A 19179-nucleotide genomic window follows, 5' to 3' on the forward strand; every position below is an offset into this window, starting at 1 on the left:
GGTCGGTGGCGGGGCATCGGGGGCTTTCAGCGTTGTCAGCGGCGGTGCCGGTCGCAGTCTCGTTCAGCCGTGGCCTTCAGGTCTCGTAGCCACACCTCGAGACCTGCCCCGAGCGCGGCGGTGGCGAATCCGACGTCCGCTTCGACCTGGCGACCGCGCCAGGTTTCCTCGGTACGCACGAGAACCCGGCCTCCGACCTCGGTGAAGGTCCAGACGTGGACTCCCTCGTCGATACGCAGTCCTTCGCCGACCGCTGGACCGCTCCACCGCACGCACGTCTGCCGCTGAAGCTGGTGGACGGTGGAGGTGACCACGAGAGTGGTGGCGGGGTTGAGGTGCGTCTCCTGCACCGGAGTCGTCCACTGGAACGACGATCCGGCACGAAGCGGACCGGAGTCGAGACGCCTGCTGGTCAGGACCGGCTGTTGCCAGGACGGCCAACGCGCGACATCGGTCTGCAGCTTCCAGATCGTCCGGAGCGGTGCGTCGATGACGGCTTCGGTGCGGTAGCGGATCTTGGCGTTCGGGTCGACGCTCTCCCCCGCGCAACGCGGTGCTCCGGAGTCGGCGTCGCTGCTCCGAGCGGAGGCGTGCGCCGACGTGGCCAGGACCCCCAGAGTGGTGGTCATGGCGAGCGAGGCCGCCAGCATGCGCTTGATGCCCGGCCAAGATGTAGGGATGACGGTCACAGTTGTTCCTCTCACGAGGTTCGTCGCGCGTGAAGGGTTGTCGCTATCCGGCGGCGTCCGTTTCGGCGGTGTCCTTGAGCCGTTGCAGCCAGGTGACCAGACTCTCGTCCAGAGCTGCCTGGATGGATCCAGGATCGGCGTCGACCGGCGGACCCGCGAAGGACTCCTCGGTGGACACGATCAGCCCGTCGTCGCCGGGAGCTAGGTTCCAGACGTGGACGCCCAGGATGCCGTCCGGTCCGTTGGCGTGTCCGGACCAGACCAGTCGCTCGTACGGCCGTACCTCGGCGATGGTCGAGATGATGTCCAGCCCAGACGCGGACCACCGGAACACCGATCCCGACCCGAGCGGCCCCGGGGTTTCCACCCGCGCGTACGGAAGCTCCGGCAGCCACGTCGTCCACGCGTCAATGTCGGTGAGAACGCGCCACACGATCTCCGCCGACGCCTGCACCGTGACGCTGTGTCGACTGATCACCGGTGCCGTCTCGTCGATCCTCAAACCTTCGTTCGCCGCGCCGGTGGCCTGCCCGTTCCCCATCGTGCTACCTCTCTACGGTGAGCGGCGGCCCGCTGGCGGCCACCGTTTCGCGGGGCTGACCCCGCACAACGGAGACGATCCTGCCAAGGCACCCGCCTCGCCCGCATCGGCGAGGATTACCTACTCCTTGTGGCCCCTCTCCACCCGGCGTGGTGGCCAGCTTTCGCCGCAGCCGCGACAGCGGACGAACTCGCGGCCGGAGCATGCCCCGGCGTGCCAGGTTAATCGGAGCGAAGAGCCATTTCCTGGACACCGATAGTGGCCAACAGGTCCAGTTTGCTTCGGGCGTCAGTGCCCGGTCGCGCCGTCAGCACCACGACCCGCAGATCGCTGTCCTGGGTCGGAAGAATGTTGGCGTCCAAGGCGATCTCACCAATCTCCGGATGGACAGCAGTCTTGTGCGCGCTTTCGTGAGCCGCGACGGTCGGACTCGCCCACAGTTCGCGGAACCGCGCAGTGCGGTTCAGCCGATCGATCAACGATGCGACATCGGGATCGTTCGGGTATCGGCCGGTGGTGGTCCGCAGGTCCGCGACGAGGGACTGCTCGAACCACACCCGTTCTGCCGCGGTCTGTCGGACCCGGGCGTTCCGCCGTTCGAACTGGGTGATCATGGCGTTCCGGTCCTCAACGCTGGCTCGGCACGGGTCACCCCAGGTCGCCGCGAACAACGGGTTCCAGTGCAGCAACTGCCAGGCGGCGTCGTACACGGCCAGAGGGCTGGCGCTGAGCTGGTCGGCAACCCGGCGCACACTGATCGGGATCAACCTGGGAATGCGATCCGGGTTGGCGGTATGCCCAGCCAGACGCAGCAGGTGGGCCTGCTCCTCGTCGTTCAACTGCAACGCGCGAGCCAACGCCGAGCACACCTGAGCCGACGGGGTCTTCGCTCGGCCCTGCTCGAGCTGCGCGACGTACTCGGCCGAGACACCCGCCAGCATCGCCAGCTCACCGCGGCGCAGTCCGACGACCCGCCGCGGTGCGTGGTAGACCAGCCCGACGGTGGCCGGCTCCAGTCGATCTCGCCAGGCGCGGAGCGCGGCACCAAGGTGGTTCATCCTCTTCATGATCCCGCATCCGGTTGCCCGTGTCCTGGTACCAGCAGTACGAGGAAGATCTCTGACTCCCTCGGAACGTATCGCTGTAGGAGCATCGATGGATGCTCAAAGTGACGCGAATGCACCACATCGGCGTGCCCGTCAGCGACCTCGACCGGTCGGTGCGGTGGTACGAAGATGTTCTCGGGGTCGCCGCGAACGGCGTGACCATCTCGGCCGACAACGCCGCGCTCGGCGCCGTGGTGGAAGTGGAGAACCCCGCGATGCGAGCGGTGTTCTCGCTCGCCGGAGACAACGTCCTGCTGGAACTGATCCAGTACGACCGGCCGGTGCCGAAGCCGTTCGAGGGCCGCAACTGCGACGTCGGGGTGATGCATCTCTGCTTCGAGGTCGACGACATGGACACGGCGGTACGCCACCTGAGGGAGCGCGGCGTCCACCTCAACGCTGACCCGGTGATATTGGCCAGCGGGGACGGAATCCACGCTGGCGAACTCGCCGGCACCAAGATCCTGTACCTGCGTGACCCGGACGGCATCCAGTTGGAGCTCTTCGAACTCCCTCGGTGACCACCCGGCACGCTACTCAGCCCCTCCACGTCTCGGTGGGAGAGGTTGAACCGCAGGTGTCAGCGGACCGCCAGGACGATCACTTCGGGTGGGAACCGGAACCCGACGAATGCCGACGGCGGTGGGGACCAGGACCGGATTCGAGACAGCAACCTCACCGGCTCAGCGGACCACCCGGCCCAGCTGGAGTCGACCATGCTTCCGCTCGACGCAACAGGCCCAGCTCAGGCGCTTGGCTGGACGAGGCCGTTGTCGTACGCGAAGATCACTGCTTGGATCCGATCCCGTGCCCCGATCTTGGCCAGTACCCGCCCGACGTGCTTCTTCACGGTTGACTCGGTCAGGGTGAAGCGTTCGGCGATCTCGGTGTTCGTGGCGCCCTGGCCGATCGCCTCAAGGACTTCGCGTTCTCGCTCGCTGAGTGCGGCCAGCCGGTGGTCCTGCTTGGCGTCGGGTGCCGCGTGCTGAAGGTAGGCGGTCATGAGTTTACGGGTCAGGCTGGGCGCCACCACCGATTCTCCGCTCGCGACGGCCCGGATGCCGGCGATGAGTTCCTCGGGACGGGCGTCCTTGAGGAGAAAGCCGCTCGCGCCGGCCCGCAGTCCGGCGTAGACGTATTCGTCCAGGTCGAAGGTGGTCAGGATCAGTACCTGGGTGCGCGAGCCGGCGGCGGTGATGCGGCGGGTGGCCTCGATGCCGTCCATGCCGGGCATGCGTACGTCCATCAGCACGACGTCGGGTCTCATCTGCTCCACCGAGCGCACTGCCTCGGTGCCGGTGGAGGCCTCGCCGACCACTGTCATGCCGGGGGTGCCGTCCAGCAGCATCTTGAAACCCATCCGTTGCAACGGCTGGTCGTCGACGATCAGTACGGTCGTCATGCGGGCTCCTTGAGGACGACGTCGATCAGCCAGCCACTGTCGGCCGGGCCGGCGGTCATCACCCCGCCGTACATGGTGGCGCGTTCGCGCATGCCGAGCAGGCCGTGACTCGGGGCGGCGGGTCTGCCGTGACCGCTGTCGCGGACGCGGACGCGTACCTCCCCGTCGGAGGTGGTGAGAGTGACGTTCGCGGCCGCACCGCGCCCGGCGTGTTTGAGGGTGTTGGTGAGCGCTTCCTGCACGATGCGATAGACCGCGAGCTGTACGCCTCGGCTGAGTTTGTCCAGCTCGCCCGTCGTGGAGTAGGTGACCGGCAGTCCGGCGGCCCGCACACTGGGCAGCAGCCGGTCGAGGTCCTCGATGCCGGGCTGCGGGCTCAGCTGTGGATCGGCGTCCTCTCCGCGCAGCACGCCCAGCACCCGGCGCAGCTCGGCGAGCGCCTGCCGGCCGGTCACCCCGATCAGGCGCAGCGGTTCGGCGGTCTGCTCGTCGCGCGATCTGGCGAGCGCGGCCCCGCCGTCGGCCAGGCCCACGATCACCGACACGTGGTGGCCGACGAGGTCGTGCATCTCGCGGGCCACCCGGGCCCGCTCGTGGGCGACGGCGAGGCGGGCACGCTGGTGCTGTTCGACCTCCAGGCGCGCGGCGCGGTCCTCGAGAGCGATGAGGTACGCCCGGCGGGTACGCACCGCGACGCCGGACGCGACCGCGGCCATCGACGTGCCGAGCACCAGGAACAACGTGACGGTGCGGTTTTCGAGCACTTCCTCGAACAGGTAGATCTCGGCGACCAGCAACGTGACCGTGACACCGCAGGCCCAGGCCAGCGCCCGCCAGGAACCGCGGGAGGCCACGCCGAACAGCATTACCAGCAGGACCACCCCGGCGCCGACCTCGACGCCCAGCCAGCCCTGGGCCAGTACGCTGGCCGCGGTCACCAGGAACGCCGGGAACGGCTGCTGCCGCCGCCAGTACAGCGGCGGCAGCAGGGTCAGCGTCGCGATGGTGGCCCGCAGGGGCGCCTCGACCAGGCTCGAGATGCTGAACAGCACGATCGCGACGGCCACGACGGTGTCCATGACCCACGGCCGGCGACGATGGAAAGCCCGTACCCCGGCCTGCCAGTCCACCAGCCATTCCTGGGTGCTCATCAGGCGATTGTCCCCTTACGCGTCGGTCTTCTTGAGCCGATACGCCGCGGCGGCGAGGGCGATGACGACATACCCGGCGAAGACGGCGAGACCCGTCCAGGGCGCCAGAGTGCTGTCTCCCGGGGTCAGCGCCATCACCGCGCTGCCCGCATTGCTCGGCAGATACGGGGTGACCGCCTCGGAGATCGAGCGCGGCAGCAGCAGGGCCAGACCCGGCACGATCAGCAGCAGGCCGGCGAGGATGGCGATCGCGCCGGCGCTGGCGCGGACGAGCATGCCGAGCGCGACGCCCAGCACGGCGATCAGGCCCAGGTAGAGACCGGCCCCGAACAGAGCGCGCAGCACACCGTCGTCGCCGAGGCTCAGGCCGCCGACGTCGTCGTTGAGAACGGCCGACCCCAGAGCGAAGGCGGCAAACGCGCCGGCGGTCATCGCGACGAGCCCGGCCAGCCCGGCGACGAGGCTCTTCGACCACAGCACCGGCAACCGGCGTGGCACCGCGGCCAGGGTCGCCCGGATCATGCCGGTGGTGTATTCGCTGGCCCCCAACAGCACGCCGAGTACTCCGACGGCGAGGGCCGCCAGGGTGCTGCCGGACAGGGCCAGGTCGACCGCTGACATGCCGTCGCCTGAGGAGGACGCCGAGGCGATCATGCCGAACGCGATCAGGACGACGACGGAGGTGCCGGTCGTGATCCAGGTGGAGCGCAGCGAGGAGAACTTGGTCCATTCGGCGGCGACGACGCCACCAGGGGTGATCTTCATCGGGCGGCCTCGTATTCGACGGCGTCACGGGTCAGGTCCATGAACGCCTCTTCCAGCGAGGCGTTCTGCGGGGTCAGTTCGAACAGCGGGATTCCACGCCTCGCCGCCGCCAGCCCGATCTGCCGGGCGGATGTGCCGGAGACGAGCAGTTCCTCGGCACCGGTCGAGGTGACCGTTACGCCCGGTCCGCTGATCACCGTGCGTAGCGCATCGGGGTCGGCGGTGACCACCCGGACGCCCTCCGCGGTCACCAGCTCGGCCACGGTGGTGTCGGCGAGCAGCTTGCCCCGCCCGATGATGATCAAGTGGTCGGCGATCAGCGAGACCTCGCTCATCAGATGGGAGGACAACATCACGGTGCGGCCCTCGGCGGCGAGGCCGGCGAGCAGGTTGCGCACCCAGAGGACACCCTCCGGATCGAGGCCGTTGACCGGCTCGTCGAGCATCACCACGGCCGGATCGCCGAGCAGCGCGGCGGCGATGCCGAGCCGCTGGCCCATGCCGAGGGAGAAGGCACCGACCCGCTTGTTGGCGACGGCCGAGAGGCCGGCCATGCCGAGGACCTCGTCGACGCGCGAGCGCGGGATGCCGTGCGTGCGGGCCAGGGCGAGAAGATGGCTGACCGCGGTGCGCCCGGGGTGCACGGCCTTGGCATCGAGCAACCCGCCAAGCTCGTGGAGCGGGGCTTTCGACGAAACGTACGGTTTGCCGTTGATCAGCACGTCGCCGGAGGTCGGGGCGTCGAGGCCGATGATCATCCGCATGGTGGTCGACTTGCCCGCGCCGTTGGGCCCGAGGAAGCCGGTGACCTGGCCCGGCTTGGCGCTGAACGACAGCCGGTCGACGACTGTCTTCGCACCGTACCGCTTGGTTACTTCGCGTATCTGAATCATGCTCACCACGCTAGGAGCGCGTAGCGCCAGGATCGTGGTACCGCGGTCGGCACTTCCGCGCCTTCGGTGGTACCGCGGTACCACCCCCGCCGAGGGTCGTGTCACGTGGTCGGAGATTCGACTTCCGCAGACCCGGCACGTCCTGCGCCGGCTGTTGCCGGCCCCTGCTGGTGCTGGCGACGGACCTGGTCGGCCCGTAGGCGTTCGGCAGGTATGGGCGGAATGGTCCGGTGGACGTCACGGGCTGCGCCTGAAGGTCAGGTCCGGTCACTCGCCGGGGTGGTCAGGATGACGTCGATGCCCCGTACGAACAGGTCCTCGTCGACCCACTGGCTCTCGTCGAGGTGCCCCGAGGCGGCGAGCGTGGGATATCTGGCCGGGTTGCTCGTGATGTGCCGCCGTGCCCCGGCCCGCGCCCCCGGGTCGTCGATCTGCCGCCAGGTGGCATCGGTCAGCGCCGCACCGATCACGAAGTTGGCGAGCAGCCGGGTGACCACTGCCAGCCGGACGCCGGTCAGCCCGCCACGGACGAGCGTCGACTGCAGAAATTCGGTGCAGGACAGCACGTTGGGCCCCAGCATCGGTCGCCCGATGAGGTTCGCGGCCCAGGGGTGGCGGAGCATTTCCGTACGCCATGCGGAGGTCAGCATCCGGATGTCGTCCCGCCACTCGCCCCGGGAGGTGGGGAGCGGCACCTCGCCGAAGATCTGATCGAGGGCCAGGTCGAGGACGTCGTCCTTCGTCTTGACGTGCCAGTAGAGCGCGGTCGGCGTGACCACGAGGCGCTCAGCGAGGCGTCGCATCGTCAGGCCGCCGATGCCGTGCGCGTCGAGCAGGGCCACCGCCGCCTCGACGATGCGCTCCCGGGTCAGGGGAGCCGCCCGGCGCGTACGTTCCGGGTCCTCCCTGAGCCAGACCGCTCCGGCGCCGCCGCCCCGCCGGTCGGCCGGCCGCGCCGGCGTTTCGTCTGGTCCGATCGTCGCCACGCTCACCACCCTAGTACGGTTCCCCGACAAGTTAACGATGGTAAGTTGACTTTCCAATGTTCAGGAGGCGCGTGGTGGCAGCAGGTCGACACTGGTGGGTCCTCGCCACGGCGGGACTGGCCCAACTGATGGTGGTGCTGGATTCGACGGTGGTGACCATCGCGTTGCCCTCGGTCCAGCAGGAACTCGGCATGAGCGACTCGTCCCGCAGTGGGGTGGTGTCGGCCTACGCCCTGGCATTCGGGGGCCTGCTGCTGCTCGGCGGTCGCCTCAGCGACACACTGGGCCCGAAACGCGCATTCGGGTACGGTCTGCTCGGCTTCGCGCTGGCGTCCGCGCTCGCTGGCCTGACCCCCACCGCAGAGCTGCTGTTCGCCGGTCGGGTCGCGCAGGGTGTGTTCGCCGCCCTGCTCGCGCCCGCCGCCCTGGCGATCATCACGGGAACGTTCACCACGCCTCGGGAACGGGGTATCGCCTTCGGCGTCTACGGCGCGCTCACCGGGGCGGGGGCGGTGCTGGGACTATTACTGGGTGGGGCGCTCACCCAGTACCTGACCTGGCGCTGGTGCCTGTTGATCAACGTGCCCATCGCCGTGCTCGCCCTGATCGGGGTCCGGACCGTGATCGACGGTCGGCCCGCCCGCCGGGTACGACTCGATCTCCTGGGGGTGGGCACCAGCGTGGCGGGCATGACCTCCCTGGTGTTCGCGTTCGCCCTGGTCGCCGGCCGCGGCTGGAGTGACCCGGTCGTGATCACGCTGCTGGCCGTGGGGGTGCTGATGCTGCTGCTGTTCACGGTCGCCCAACGAACCGTGGCGCAGCCCCTGCTGCCGCTCGGGGTGCTCCTCGACCGCACCCGGGGAGGGGGTCTGCTCGCGATCGGTCTGCCGCAGCTGGCGCTGTTCGGGTTCTTCCTCGTCCTGACGTACTGGTTCCAACAGATCCTCGACTACCCGCCGATCGGCGCCGCTCTGGCGTTCCTGCCCCTGGCGCTGGCGATCGCCGTCGGGTCGACGCTGATCGCCGGCCTGCTCGCGCCCCGGCTCGCGGCGCGAAGCCTGATCGTTCCCGCGCTCCTGGTGATGGCTGCGGGGATGGCGTTGCTGATCGGGCTCGAACCGGGCGTCCCGGGGCTCTACCTCACCCGCTTCCTGCCCGCGGAGATCCTGATCGGGTTGGGCCTCGGCTGCGCGATCACCCCCGCGGTCTCCGCCGCGACCAGCGGGGTGAGCGGCGACGACACCGGTGCGGCGTCGGCCGCCGTGAACGCCGTGACGCAGCTCGGCGGATCGATCGGCACCGCGCTGCTCAACACCGTCGCCGCCACCGCCACCGCCGCTGCACTCCGCGCGGCCCCGGGCGGGGCGGCCACGGACGCCGTCGTCGCGGGGTTCGACGCCGCTCTGGTGACCGCTGTGGCGCTGCTCGTACTGGCGGCCGTGGCCGTCGCCCTGGTGATGCCCCGCCGGCCCGGGCCACGATCGGCCTCGGCCGGGCGGCAGACGCCCGTCGTTCCCCTGGTTCGGGAATGACAGAGGTCCGCCGTGGTGCTCGTCGTGCAAGGGTGCTGACGAACCCGGATTCGCGTCGGTCAGCACCTCGATGGAGGAGCTGTCGGGCCGCAACGGCTTCCCGACGCGGTACGACGAGCACGTCGGTGACCTGCCCGTCCTGGTCGACGGACCACAGACCCTGCCGGGAAGACGCGTCGCCGTATCGCGGGCGTATCGGAAAACGCATACGCGACCGCAACGTGCGTGCGTCTTGACTACGGGAATGGACCAGAGCGCAGCACCGTCAGCGCACGATTCATCGACCGGGCAGGGAGCGTGATCATGCATTCGGATGCCGCACGTGGGATCGACCGGCGGCGGTTGGTCACCCGGGGTGCGATGGCCGCCGCCGGAATGGTGGCGGCGGCCTCGCCGCTGTCGGGTGCCGGGATCGGCCACGCTGGGCCGGCCCGCACCGGCTCGTCCGAGCGTGACCGGGTCCTGCCGGACACCCGGCCTGGCGGGGCCTACGACCGGTACGTGGCGCGGCTGGCCGCCGAGGGCAGGTTCTCCGGCGTGGTGCTGCTGTCCCACCGGGGGCGGACGGTGTTGTCGCGCAGCTACGGCATGGCCGACCGGGAGCGGGGGATCCGCAATCACGAGGGCACCGCGTTCCACCTCTCCTCGGGCAGCCAGCCCTTCCTGTCGGTGGCCATCCTGCAGTTGGTGCAGCAGGGCAGGGTGACGCTGTCCGACACGGTGGGCACCCATCTGGCGGGGTTCGCCAGCGAGATCGCCGAGCGGGTGACCGTCCACCATCTGCTCACCAACACCTCCGGGCTGGACGCTCCGATGCCGGACTGGCAACGCGTCTTCCACAGCCGGGACGAGGTGCACGCGTACCACGAGCAGTGGGCCCGGCAGGCGACGCTGGTGGGGGTCCCCGGCGCCGGGTCCAACGGTCACCTTCCCGGCGGCGGCGTCGGCCTGGCCATGGCCGCGCAGATCGTGGAGGCCGTGTCCGGCATGACGTTCTGGGACTACGTGCACGCGCACATCTTCGGGCGCTGCGGTATGAGCAGCTCGGCGTTCTACACGAGGGAGCAGTGGCTCACCGACGGGCACATCGCGCACCCGTACCTGCAGCAGGCCGACGGCAGCCTGGTGGACGCCGTCCGTAACCTGGACAAGGGCAGTCTGGATGCGAACATCCGGGGCAGGAATCCGGGCCGCGGCTTCATCGGCCACGCCTCGGGCGACGGCTTCGCCACCGCCCCGGACCTGGTCCGGTTCGCCGAGGCGCTGCGTGACGGCACGGTGCTCGACCGGCCCCACGCCGACCTGTTCGCCGGGGCCAGGCTCCCCGGCCCGGCACCCACCTCGTACGAGGCGTACACGATGCCGGTCAGCATCATCAACGGTCAGTGGGTGATCGGGCGCGGCGGCGGGGCCGGCGGTATCGGTGCCAACTGGAGCATTTATCCGGACACCGGCTGGGTCGGCGTCATCCTCAGCAACAGCGACGGCGTACCCATGCTGGACATCTGCCTGCGGGAGGCCGAGGCCGTCACCGGCGGCCCGGTCGACCCACCCGGCGGCGGGGGTGGTGGTGGCTGAGCTTTCCGACCGGATCATGCACCAGGCCGCAGGCGCTGGTCGCCGGCATCGGTGTATCGCGGACGTATGGAGAATCGCATACGCCACCGCAACGGACCGCCGGCTTCGATGGGGGCATGGACCACAGTGCATCCCCGTCCCCACCGTCCCGTCTCGTCCGCCGGATCCTGCCCGCCAGCCTGGCTCTTCTCGGGCTGGCGGGCGCGGCGTTCGCGGTACGGCGGCCGCTCATGATGTCCGCTCCGAGGTGTCTGGCCGGGCGGTGGCACGGCTGCTACGACACGTTCAACGGGGTGGTGCTGATGATGTTGGTGGGCCTGCCGTTGGCGGCCCTGGCGGTGTGGGCGCTGGCGCGCTGCCGGCGTGCTGCCGGCGTCGCCCCGGTGTGGCGGCTGTCGCTGGCCGAGGTGGGCATGGTCTACGGGACGGTGCCGTTGGTGTGGATGACCCTGATGCCGGGGGCGGCGGCGGGCCTCGGCCCCGGCCGGGTGAGTCTGGTCCCGCTGCGGGACCTGGTCACGATGGGGCCGGTCGGGATCGGCGGCAACCTGCTGATCTTTGCGGCGCTGGGGTTCTTCGCCCCGGTGCGGTTCGCGGCGCTCGCCTCGATGCCGCGGATCCTGGCGCTCGGCGCGGGCTGCTCGATCCTGGTGGAAACCGCCCAGTACGTCCTGTGGCTGGACCGGGTGTCGTCGGTGGATGACGTACTGGTCAACGCCACCGGTGCCGTGCTGGCCGCGCTGGCGTCCCGCCACTGGTGGCGTACCCCGGCGGAGGTGCCGTCGCAGCGGCCGTGTCCCGCGCCGGTAGCGGCCGGCTGAGGCACGCGTCCGGAATGTGTACGTCGGTACCACCTTTCGGTGCTCCTAGGCTGCGCGTATGCGCGTACTGATCGTGGAGGACGAGCCCTACCTGGCTGAAGCCGTCCGGGACGGCCTGCGGCTGGAGGCGATCGCCGCCGACATCGCTCCCGACGGCGACTCCGCCCTGGAGTTGCTCGGCGTAAACCACTACGACCTCGCGATCCTCGACCGTGACATCCCCGGCCCGTCCGGCGACGAGGTCGCCCGCCGTGTCGTCGCCTCCGGTAGCGGCCTGCCGATCCTCATGCTCACCGCTGCCGACCGGATCGACGACAAGGCGTCCGGATTCCAGCTGGGCGCCGACGACTACCTCACCAAACCGTTCGAACTCCGGGAACTCGTGCTCCGGCTCAGGGCACTCGACCGCAGGCGCGGGTACGCCCGGCCGCCGGTCCGCGAGATCGCGGGCCTACGGGTCGACCCGTTCCGCCGGGAGGTCTTCCGCGACGGACGCCATGTCGCGCTCACCCGCAAGCAGTTCGCCGTGCTGGAGGTCCTCGTCGCCGCCGAGGGTGGGGTCGTCAGCGCCGAGGATCTGCTGGAACGGGCCTGGGACCTCAACGCCAACCCCTTTACCAACGCCGTACGGATCACCGTCTCCGCGCTGCGCAAACGGCTCGGCGAACCATGGATCATCGCCACGGTGCCCGGCGTCGGCTACCGCATCGACACCGCTCCCGGCACCGGGCGTGCGGGAGTGGACCGTGGATAGGGAGCCGGGTCTGAGCGTCCGCCTCAAGCTGACCCTCAGCTATGCCGGGTTCGGCATGCTGGCGGGTGGCCTGCTCCTGGTCACCGTGTGGGTGTTCCTGCTGCGCTACGTACCCGAGGTGATCGACGCCGGGTCGCCCGCCCCGGCACCCGACGGCTCCCGCCTCCCCGCCCCCGTCATGTTCGTACCGGACCGCTTCGACCTGCTCCATGCCTTCGTTCCGAGAGCAGTCGCGGTGCTGGGCCTGCTGCTGTTCTTCGGCCTGCTGGGCGGATGGGCCCTCGCCGGCCGGATGCTCGCGCCGCTGACCCGCATCACCGATGCCACCCGCGTGGCCGCGGGCGGAGCACTGTCCCACCGGATTCGGCTGGAGGGTCGCCGGGACGAGTTCCGGGAACTCTCCGACGCGTTCGACTCGATGCTCGAACAGCTCGAATCCCACGTCGCGGAGCAGCAGAGGTTCGCCGCCAACGCCTCCCACGAACTGCGTACCCCGCTCGCGATCTCCCGGGCGCTCCTCGACGTCGCCCGCAGGGAGCCGGCTGCTGGGCGCGGCGACCTCATCGAACGACTGCACACCGTCAACCAGCGGGCGATCGACCTCACCGAGGCCCTCCTGCTGCTCAGCCGCGGCGACCGCGGCACCTTCACCCGCGAAGTCGTCGACCTCTCCCTCGTCGCCGAGGAGGCCGCCGAGACGCTGCTTCCCCTCGCCGAACGGCGTCGGATCACGCTGGACGTCTCCGGCGGGGCGGCCCGCACCAGCGGCTCCGCCGAACTCCTGCTCCGGATGGTGACGAACCTCGTGCAGAACGCCATCGTGCACAACCTTCCCGCCGGCGGCACCGTGACGGTCCACACCGAGGCGCACGGCGACACGAGCCTGCTGCGGATCGGGAACACGGGCCGCCGGCTCCCACCCGCACTGGTGTCGACCTTCACCGAACCCTTCCAGCGCGGAATGGAACGCGTACGCACCGACGAACACGTGGGTGTCGGCCTCGGTCTCGCCATCGTGCACAGCATCGTCCGGGCCCACGGCGGGACCCTCGACCTGGCCCCCAACCCGTACGGAGGTCTCCTCGTCACGGTCCGGCTCCCCGGCCCCCCGTAGGGTCGACGACCGGTTTCCGTTCGACGTGCTGCCACCCCGTCGGGGCCGGGCCGTGGAGCCCGCCGGAGGCGACGGTCCCGCGTCAGCTCAGGCGGGGCGTCCGGGACCGACGAGCGGTACGGTACGGCGCGCAGGCGCGTCGATGTCTGTACGGTGTGGACGGACGATCGACGGAACCGGTGTCCGCCATCGGCCTGCGGACGATCTCGGTGTGGTGCGGCAGCAGGAAATGTCGGCCTATAGTGGCGACAGTCACGTCACGGTGGTGGTGGGAAGGGCGACGATGGAACGGCCGGATTGGGCGCCAGCAGATGTTGATCTCAGCCGGCCGAGCGTCGCGCGAGCCTACGACTACTGGCTCGGCGGCTCGCACAACTTCGAGGTCGACCGGGAGTTCGCCCGCCAGGCACTGGCGGCGGTGCCAGATCTTCGCCTGGTCGCGCGGGCGAACCGCGAGTTCCTGCATCGCGCGGTGCGATTCATGCTCGACGAAGGGATTCGGCAGTTCCTGGACATCGGGTCCGGCATTCCGACGGTGGGCAACGTGCATGAGATCGCCCAGCAGGTGGATCCGGACTCCCGCGTGGTCTATGTGGACATCGATCCGGTGGCGGTGACGCACAGCACACACATCCTGGCCGGCCAGCCGAACGCGGTCGCGCTGCTGGAGGACCTGCGCCATCCGGAGGCCGTCCTGGACCATCCGGAGGTTCGTCGGCTGCTGGATCTCGACCGGCCGGTCGGTCTGCTGCTCGTCTCGGTCGTGCACGCGGTCCCCGACCAGGACGACCCGTACGGGCTGATCCGGCGGCTGTGGACGGCGCTGGCTCCGGGCAGTTGCGTGGCGATCAGCCACGTCACCACCGACAGCCGGCCGGACGAGATGGGCGAGGGCGCCCGGCTCAGTGGCCGGACGAACACCCCGGTCACCGCCCGCACCCGCACGCAGGTGGAAGACTTCTTCGCCGGCCTCGACCTGGTGGAACCCGGCGTGGTGTGGTCACCGCTGTGGCGCCCCGAGTCGTCGGCCGATGTCGGGGAGCACCCGGAGCGGATGAGCTTCTACGTCGGAGTCGGACGCCGCAGGTGAGCGATCGGCCCGCCGCCGACGGGCTCGACGACCGGAGCCGTCCGGGCGTCGAGGAGTTCGTCACGGCGTGGGCCACGGCCCTGCACCGGGCCCACTATGTGCCGATCAGCGCCGAGCAGCGCCGTCGCATCGTGGCCGGACTGGCGGACCGCCTGGTCACCGCGGTTCTCGCCGAGCCGGGCGAGCCCGGAGGCGGCCGGCGGATCGGCACCGATCTGGTGGCGGCCGGCTTCGGGTCGCCGGAGGCGCTCGGTGGCACGATCGCCGTCATCGGCTCGCGGTTCCTCGGCGAGCTGGGCATCACCGCCGACCCCACCATTGCCGCTCGGCTGAACCGCCTGCTGGCGGACCTCGCGGCGGGCTTCACGTCGGCCGCGCACGATCTCAGCCTGCGAGCCCAGGACACGGTCCGGCTGGCCGCGCTCGCCGCTCGCACCCAGGCCGAGGAGGCGTTACGGGTCAGCGAGGCCAGGTTCCGCCGCTTCGCCACCCACGACCAGTTGACCGGGCTGCCCAACCTGACGTTGCTCACCGAGCAGTTGGGACGGCTGTCCGCCGCCCAGCTGCCGATCGACCGGGTCGGAGTCTGCTGCCTCGACGTCGACGACTTCGCGGCGGTCAACGACGTACTCGGCTATCAGGTGGGTGACCTGCTGCTCCGCGAGATCGCCGACCGGGTCGGCGCGCTCACCGACCGGCGGATCGACCTGGTGGCGCGGCTGGACAGCGACCGGTTCGCGATCCTGGTCCGCGACACCACCTGCGCCGGCGACGCCGTCAAGATCGCCGATCAGGCGCTCGCCGCGCTCGCCGCCCCCTTCCGCGTCAACGGCACCGAGGTGCCCCTGACGGTGAGCGCGGGAGTGGCCGAGGGCACCGTGGCCGACGGTGGCGCCGCGACCCTGATGCGCGCCAGTGAGATCGCGCTGCACTGGGCCAAGGCGGACGGCAAGGCCACCCTGCGCCAGTTCGACCAGGACCGCAGCAACGCCGACGCCGAGCGTTACCGGCTGTCGGCAGCCATGCCGGCGGCGCTGCGGCGGGGCGAGTTCACCGCCGCCTACCAACCCATCGTCGCTCTCCGGTCCGGGCAGTTGACCGGGGTGGAAGCCCTGGCCCGCTGGCAGCATCCTCAGCTCGGCCTGCTGAGCGCCGCCCGGTTCATCGAGCTCGCCGAACGCACCGGCCTCGTGGTGCCGCTCGGCCGCCAACTGCTGGAGCAGGCGTGCCGGCAGGCCAGCCGGTGGCAGCGGGTCCAACCCGGCCTGTACGTGAGCGTCAACGTGTCGGTGCGCCAGCTTCGTCGCAACGGGTTTGCCGGAGCGGTGGCGCAGATCCTCGACCGGACAGGCCTGCCGCCGCACCTGCTCCAGCTGGAAGTCACCGAGCAGGCGGTGATCGATCTGACCGGCATCGTGACGGAGACGCTGGCGGCACTGATGAAACTCGGCGTCCGGATCGTCATCGACGACTTCGGCATCGGCTATGCGAATCTGGCCAATCTCCGCTCCCTTCCCCTGCACGGCCTCAAACTCGACGCCAGCCTGACCCGTTCGTCGGCGCAGCCGGCCAGGCGGCCGGGGGCCCGCCGCCCCGGCACGGATGACGACTTCCTCAGCACCGTCGTGTCGCTCGGGCACAAGCTCGGCCTCGTGGTGACCGCCGAGGGCATCGAAACCGCGCAGCAGGCCCGCCGGCTGACCGCGACCGGTTGCGACAACGGGCAGGGCTGGCACTTCGGCCGTCCGGTGCCGCCCCACGAGATCACTGCCCGCATCGTCGCCCAGCAGCACCACGACGCCGTGTCACCGGGCACCGAACTGCCGGCGTTACCGATCCAGCAGCGCTGAAGCACCCTAGGGACCGGTGTGGATCAGCGCCGCCCACAGCTCCGGACGGTCCGGGTGCTCACGCCTCACCCGGTCGATGGCCTTGTCCAACGCGACGGCCGCATCGTCCGCGTCAAGACGCTCTCCGGCCTTCAAACCGGCGTAGACGTCGTCGGCGACCTGGGCCGCGACCCGGTCGGAGACCGCCCACTGGCTGCCGATGACGTGCCGGAAGCCGGCCATCTGCAGTGCCGCGGTGAGATGGATGGCCTCGTCGGGCAGGTCACGGCCGCCCGCTGCGGTGCGGCAGGCGGAGAGGTAGGCGAGGTCGGCGCCGCCGGACGACCGGCTGCCGGCGGCGAGACGGCCGGCCAGGTCCAGGACGCTGAGCCTGCCGTCGACCAGGCGGAGGGCGGCGGCACTGGGCCGCTTGAAGTCCTGGTCGCCATGGCAGGCGAAGTGCGCCCAGCTGTGCTGTTCGAGCGCGGTCAGCACGCCCTCGACGGTGGCACTGCGGCCGGAGAGCACCCGTAGGCCGGGCACGTGCGAGCTGACCGCGCGCAGCTCGTCGCTGACCGCCGGCAGCGACGCCTGGCCGGGCAGGGTGCCGAGACCCACGGCGAAAGCCCGCGGCGGTCCGGGTGGTGCCGGGGTGGCCCGGGCGCGCAGCAACGCGGACAGGCTCGGGATGTAGGACGACACGCAGCGGGCGGCGACCGAGATCCGGCGCTTCGCGGCAAGCGGCGCGCTCGCGCCGAATCGACCGGCGGCGTGCAGCGGCAGCATCGTCAGTGGCCCGGTCGGGCACCACCAGACGCGGTGCCGCCGATCCGTCGCGCCACCGAGGATGTCGTCGAGGGCCGCGCAGACGGATTCTCCGACGGTGTCCCAGAGCCATCGTTGCAGCGACACCAGCGTCTGGTGCAGCGCGACCCGCTCGGCCGGCCCGCCACCCCCTTCCACCGCCCGCTGCACCTCAAGGAACGCGGCGGCACGTTGGTGCGCCGTGTCGTGGGACAGCCACGGGAGCGGCACTGCCCGTACCCCGTCGGCGGTGACGATGATCGCGTCGCTGCGCCACCGCGAGGTGTTGACCAGCACCGCCGCACCGCCGGTGGTCGCGGGCTGCAGGGCGGCGAACGACGGCGGGTGCAGGAAGTTCTCGAAGCCCGGCTGGCGGCGGGCCTCGGCCGCGAGCTTCTCCCAGCGTTCCGCCAACCGGCGGCGGTGACCGGCGTCCTCGGTCTCCGCGCGATGCGGTCCACGCAGCGCGCTGGTCAGCAGGTGATGGCCCATCTCCCCACCAGGGCGGGCCGGCAGCTCGATGATCGGGGACGCCTCCGCCCCGTCCAGTTCCCGGCGCGTCCGGTCGAGCTCCTGGGCGAGTGCGGGCGCGACCACGGCCAGCTCGGACAGGTCGCTGCGGGTCTGCAGGGCCTGGGACCACAGCACCTGACGGCCCTGCTCCAGGAGTTCCACCGCGCGTTCCGGCTGCCCGGCGGCGATGGCCCAGGCAGCCGCGTCGCCGGCCAGGCCGGACACCGTCGTCAGCCGCTTCTCCTGCACCGTGCGGTCCAGGCCACGCCACGCCAGCAGCGGCAGCAGGCCCACGGCGGTGCCGTACGCCTCCAGGGCCAACTCTGCGTCGCCGGCTTCGGCGGCGGTCTGCGCCCAGGTGCGGGCCGCGGTCATCCGGATCTCGATCGCACCCGCCCGGGAAGCCGACGACGACCGCCACATGCCGACTGCGGCGTCGAGGTCGGCCGGGTCGTGATCGATCAGGTAGCGAATCCGCAACGCCGTGCCGAGCACGTTGAGGGCCCGCGCCCGGTCCGGGTGGCCGGGGGAGAACCCGGCCAGGGCGGCCATGCCGGTCTCGACGGCGTCGCTGACCCCTTTCGGGTCGCTGCTCATCCGGGCCCGGATGAGCAGCGAGTGGGCCAGGCTGACCAGGTGGCCGGCCCGTTGCGTGCCGGCCGTCGGCGATTCGACGGCCTCCCGGGCGCTACGGATCGCCTCGTCCAGGTGCAGCGACGAGTTGCTGCTGAGGCCGTGTATGACCAGCAGGACCCCGTGGGTGGACAGCAGTTGCGCGCGGACCGTGTCGATGTTCGGCAGGTCGGCGACGACCTGCCGGCTGACCTGGACCGCCTCGCGCAGGTCGGCGTCGTCGGCACCGTCGAGACTCACCCAGCGCTGCACCAGCGCGATCACCAGCACGCCGTTGAGGGGGGCCCGGTCGACGTGCCGCCCGGACATGGCGGCCAGGCCGTCGCGACAGTGCGCGATCGCCTCGTCGATGTCACCCTGGCCGCCGGTGCGGACGAAACGCATGACCAGGCAGAGCGCCAGCAGTTGACGGGCGGTGAGCGCGTGGTCCGGGTCGGTGGACCGTTGGACCTCCCGGCTGAGGCGGACGGCGGTGTCGATGTCCGCCAGCTGACCGAACCTCTCGAAACTGAGCCGGTACACGTTCACACAGCGGACCAGCACATCCGTCCGGGTGGGGTCGCTCTCGCCGGCGGCGGCCACGGCGACGTCCGCGTGCCGTTTCGCCATGGACAGGTCCGACACCGCGCGCCGCTGTTCGAACCGAAAGCCGACGACCAGGGCGAGTTGGGCATTGACGTACGGCCACCACGGATCATCGGCCGCGGTCAGCGTCACTGCCTTCTCGGCGGTGGCCACCGCGGCGTCGAGGTACTTCGGGTCCGAAGTCCGGCCCCGCAACATCAGGACGGTGGACAGCGCGGCGAGCACATCCACCCGGGACGGATCGGCGGCGAGGAGACCCCGTGCCAGGCCCTCGGCCCGGACCAGCAGAGATTCGTCACCGCTGTCGTTGTACGCGACGATCAGCGGGTCCACCGAGTCGATGGACCCCTCTGCGGATGGCACCGGTTCAGTAGATTCGACAGCAGCTGAGGC

At 70.6% G+C, this 19179-nt stretch carries 17 protein-coding genes; 8 read left to right on the forward strand and 9 right to left on the reverse strand.

The genetic code is table 11. From position 1 onward, the window contains the following. Window positions 1–35 precede the first annotated feature (35 nt). The 3 genes from GA0070216_RS28055 to GA0070216_RS28065 form a co-directional block, all read right to left on the reverse strand. Window positions 36–689 carry an SRPBCC family protein gene (locus GA0070216_RS28055; RefSeq protein ID WP_218108294.1) on the reverse strand — a complete coding sequence of 218 codons (654 nt, stop codon included), beginning with the start codon at window positions 687–689 and terminating at the stop codon, window positions 36–38. 43 nt (window positions 690–732) lie between these two features. Further along, a complete protein-coding gene (locus GA0070216_RS28060; protein WP_091252330.1) occupies window positions 733–1230 on the reverse strand; it encodes an SRPBCC family protein in 498 nt (165 codons plus the stop codon). A gap of 221 nt (window positions 1231–1451) precedes the next feature. Continuing rightward, window positions 1452–2288 (reverse strand): helix-turn-helix domain-containing protein, encoded by an 837-nt coding sequence (locus tag GA0070216_RS28065; protein WP_091252432.1) that lies wholly within the window; start codon window positions 2286–2288, stop codon window positions 1452–1454. Between the two features lie 101 nt (window positions 2289–2389). Between GA0070216_RS28065 and GA0070216_RS28070 the strand changes: the two genes are divergently transcribed. Next, a complete protein-coding gene (locus tag GA0070216_RS28070; protein WP_091252332.1) occupies window positions 2390–2857 on the forward strand; it encodes a VOC family protein in 468 nt (155 codons plus the stop codon). A 224-nt stretch (window positions 2858–3081) separates the two neighbouring features. On the opposite strand, the gene GA0070216_RS28075 is transcribed toward GA0070216_RS28070, so the two are convergent. The 5 genes from GA0070216_RS28075 to GA0070216_RS28095 all read right to left on the reverse strand — a co-directional run bounded on the left by GA0070216_RS28075 (window position 3082) and on the right by GA0070216_RS28095 (window position 7533). Beyond that, on the reverse strand, window positions 3082–3738 hold the full coding sequence (locus GA0070216_RS28075; RefSeq protein WP_091252334.1) for a response regulator: 657 nt from the start codon (window positions 3736–3738) through the stop codon (window positions 3082–3084). Beyond that, window positions 3735–4889 carry a sensor histidine kinase gene (locus tag GA0070216_RS28080; RefSeq protein ID WP_091252336.1) on the reverse strand — a complete coding sequence of 385 codons (1155 nt, stop codon included), beginning with the start codon at window positions 4887–4889 and terminating at the stop codon, window positions 3735–3737. Before GA0070216_RS28080 ends, GA0070216_RS28075 begins: the two co-directional genes overlap by 4 nt. Window positions 4890–4904: 15 nt before the next feature. Beyond that, on the reverse strand, window positions 4905–5654 hold the full coding sequence (locus GA0070216_RS28085; protein ID WP_091252338.1) for a hypothetical protein: 750 nt from the start codon (window positions 5652–5654) through the stop codon (window positions 4905–4907). Then, the gene (locus GA0070216_RS28090) at window positions 5651–6547 is read right to left on the reverse strand and encodes an ABC transporter ATP-binding protein (RefSeq protein ID WP_091252340.1); all 897 of its coding nucleotides are present in this window, start codon (window positions 6545–6547) and stop codon (window positions 5651–5653) included. The genes GA0070216_RS28085 and GA0070216_RS28090 overlap by 4 nt, the downstream gene beginning before the upstream one ends. Window positions 6548–6804: 257 nt before the next feature. After that, window positions 6805–7533, reverse strand: coding sequence for a TetR/AcrR family transcriptional regulator (locus tag GA0070216_RS28095; protein WP_245722774.1), 729 nt, complete (start codon window positions 7531–7533; stop codon window positions 6805–6807). Between the two features lie 74 nt (window positions 7534–7607). On the opposite strand from GA0070216_RS28095, the gene GA0070216_RS28100 reads away from it, so the two are divergent. The 7 genes from GA0070216_RS28100 (at window position 7608) to GA0070216_RS28130 (ending at window position 16272) form a co-directional block, all read left to right on the forward strand. Next, the gene (locus tag GA0070216_RS28100) at window positions 7608–9065 is read left to right on the forward strand and encodes an MFS transporter (RefSeq protein WP_218108296.1); all 1458 of its coding nucleotides are present in this window, start codon (window positions 7608–7610) and stop codon (window positions 9063–9065) included. Window positions 9066–9368: 303 nt separating this feature from the next. Further along, window positions 9369–10643 carry a serine hydrolase domain-containing protein gene (locus GA0070216_RS28105; RefSeq protein WP_091252437.1) on the forward strand — a complete coding sequence of 425 codons (1275 nt, stop codon included), beginning with the start codon at window positions 9369–9371 and terminating at the stop codon, window positions 10641–10643. Between the two features lie 116 nt (window positions 10644–10759). Next, the gene (locus GA0070216_RS28110; RefSeq protein WP_091252344.1) at window positions 10760–11464 is read left to right on the forward strand and encodes a VanZ family protein; all 705 of its coding nucleotides are present in this window, start codon (window positions 10760–10762) and stop codon (window positions 11462–11464) included. A 58-nt stretch (window positions 11465–11522) separates the two neighbouring features. After that, the gene (locus GA0070216_RS28115; protein ID WP_091252346.1) at window positions 11523–12218 is read left to right on the forward strand and encodes a response regulator transcription factor; all 696 of its coding nucleotides are present in this window, start codon (window positions 11523–11525) and stop codon (window positions 12216–12218) included. Continuing rightward, complete coding sequence (locus GA0070216_RS28120; RefSeq protein WP_091252439.1) at window positions 12211–13332, forward strand: sensor histidine kinase; 1122 nt, start codon at window positions 12211–12213, stop codon at window positions 13330–13332. Before GA0070216_RS28115 ends, GA0070216_RS28120 begins: the two co-directional genes overlap by 8 nt. A gap of 283 nt (window positions 13333–13615) precedes the next feature. Next, on the forward strand, window positions 13616–14422 hold the full coding sequence (locus GA0070216_RS28125; protein ID WP_091252348.1) for an SAM-dependent methyltransferase: 807 nt from the start codon (window positions 13616–13618) through the stop codon (window positions 14420–14422). After that, window positions 14419–16272: a putative bifunctional diguanylate cyclase/phosphodiesterase gene (locus tag GA0070216_RS28130; RefSeq protein WP_091252350.1), complete on the forward strand. Its 1854-nt coding sequence runs from the start codon at window positions 14419–14421 to the stop codon at window positions 16270–16272. The genes GA0070216_RS28125 and GA0070216_RS28130 overlap by 4 nt, the downstream gene beginning before the upstream one ends. 6 nt (window positions 16273–16278) lie before the next feature. Here GA0070216_RS28130 and GA0070216_RS28135 read toward each other — a convergent pair whose 3' ends face one another. Continuing rightward, window positions 16279–19149, reverse strand: coding sequence for a CHAT domain-containing protein (locus GA0070216_RS28135; RefSeq protein ID WP_141723220.1), 2871 nt, complete (start codon window positions 19147–19149; stop codon window positions 16279–16281). Window positions 19150–19179: the final 30 nt, after the last annotated feature.

Origin of the sequence: Micromonospora matsumotoense (assembly GCF_900091525.1) — a bacterium.
Classification (GTDB): Bacteria; Actinomycetota; Actinomycetes; order Mycobacteriales; family Micromonosporaceae; genus Micromonospora; species Micromonospora matsumotoensis.

Excerpts from the sequence above, each read along its gene's own strand:
- GA0070216_RS28070 (WP_091252332.1), top strand. The coding sequence starts at position 2,390 with ATGCTCAAAGTGACGCGAATGCACCACATCGGCGTGCCCGTCAGCGAC.
- GA0070216_RS28085 (WP_091252338.1), bottom strand. The coding sequence starts at position 5,654 with ATGAAGATCACCCCTGGTGGCGTCGTCGCCGCCGAATGGACCAAGTTC.
- GA0070216_RS28110 (WP_091252344.1), top strand. The coding sequence starts at position 10,760 with ATGGACCACAGTGCATCCCCGTCCCCACCGTCCCGTCTCGTCCGCCGG.
- GA0070216_RS28065 (WP_091252432.1), bottom strand. The coding sequence starts at position 2,288 with ATGAACCACCTTGGTGCCGCGCTCCGCGCCTGGCGAGATCGACTGGAG.
- GA0070216_RS28105 (WP_091252437.1), top strand. The coding sequence starts at position 9,369 with ATGCATTCGGATGCCGCACGTGGGATCGACCGGCGGCGGTTGGTCACC.
- GA0070216_RS28115 (WP_091252346.1), top strand. The coding sequence starts at position 11,523 with ATGCGCGTACTGATCGTGGAGGACGAGCCCTACCTGGCTGAAGCCGTC.
- GA0070216_RS28075 (WP_091252334.1), bottom strand. The coding sequence starts at position 3,738 with ATGACGACCGTACTGATCGTCGACGACCAGCCGTTGCAACGGATGGGT.
- GA0070216_RS28125 (WP_091252348.1), top strand. The coding sequence starts at position 13,616 with ATGGAACGGCCGGATTGGGCGCCAGCAGATGTTGATCTCAGCCGGCCG.
- GA0070216_RS28090 (WP_091252340.1), bottom strand. The coding sequence starts at position 6,547 with ATGATTCAGATACGCGAAGTAACCAAGCGGTACGGTGCGAAGACAGTC.
- GA0070216_RS28060 (WP_091252330.1), bottom strand. The coding sequence starts at position 1,230 with ATGGGGAACGGGCAGGCCACCGGCGCGGCGAACGAAGGTTTGAGGATC.
- GA0070216_RS28080 (WP_091252336.1), bottom strand. The coding sequence starts at position 4,889 with ATGAGCACCCAGGAATGGCTGGTGGACTGGCAGGCCGGGGTACGGGCT.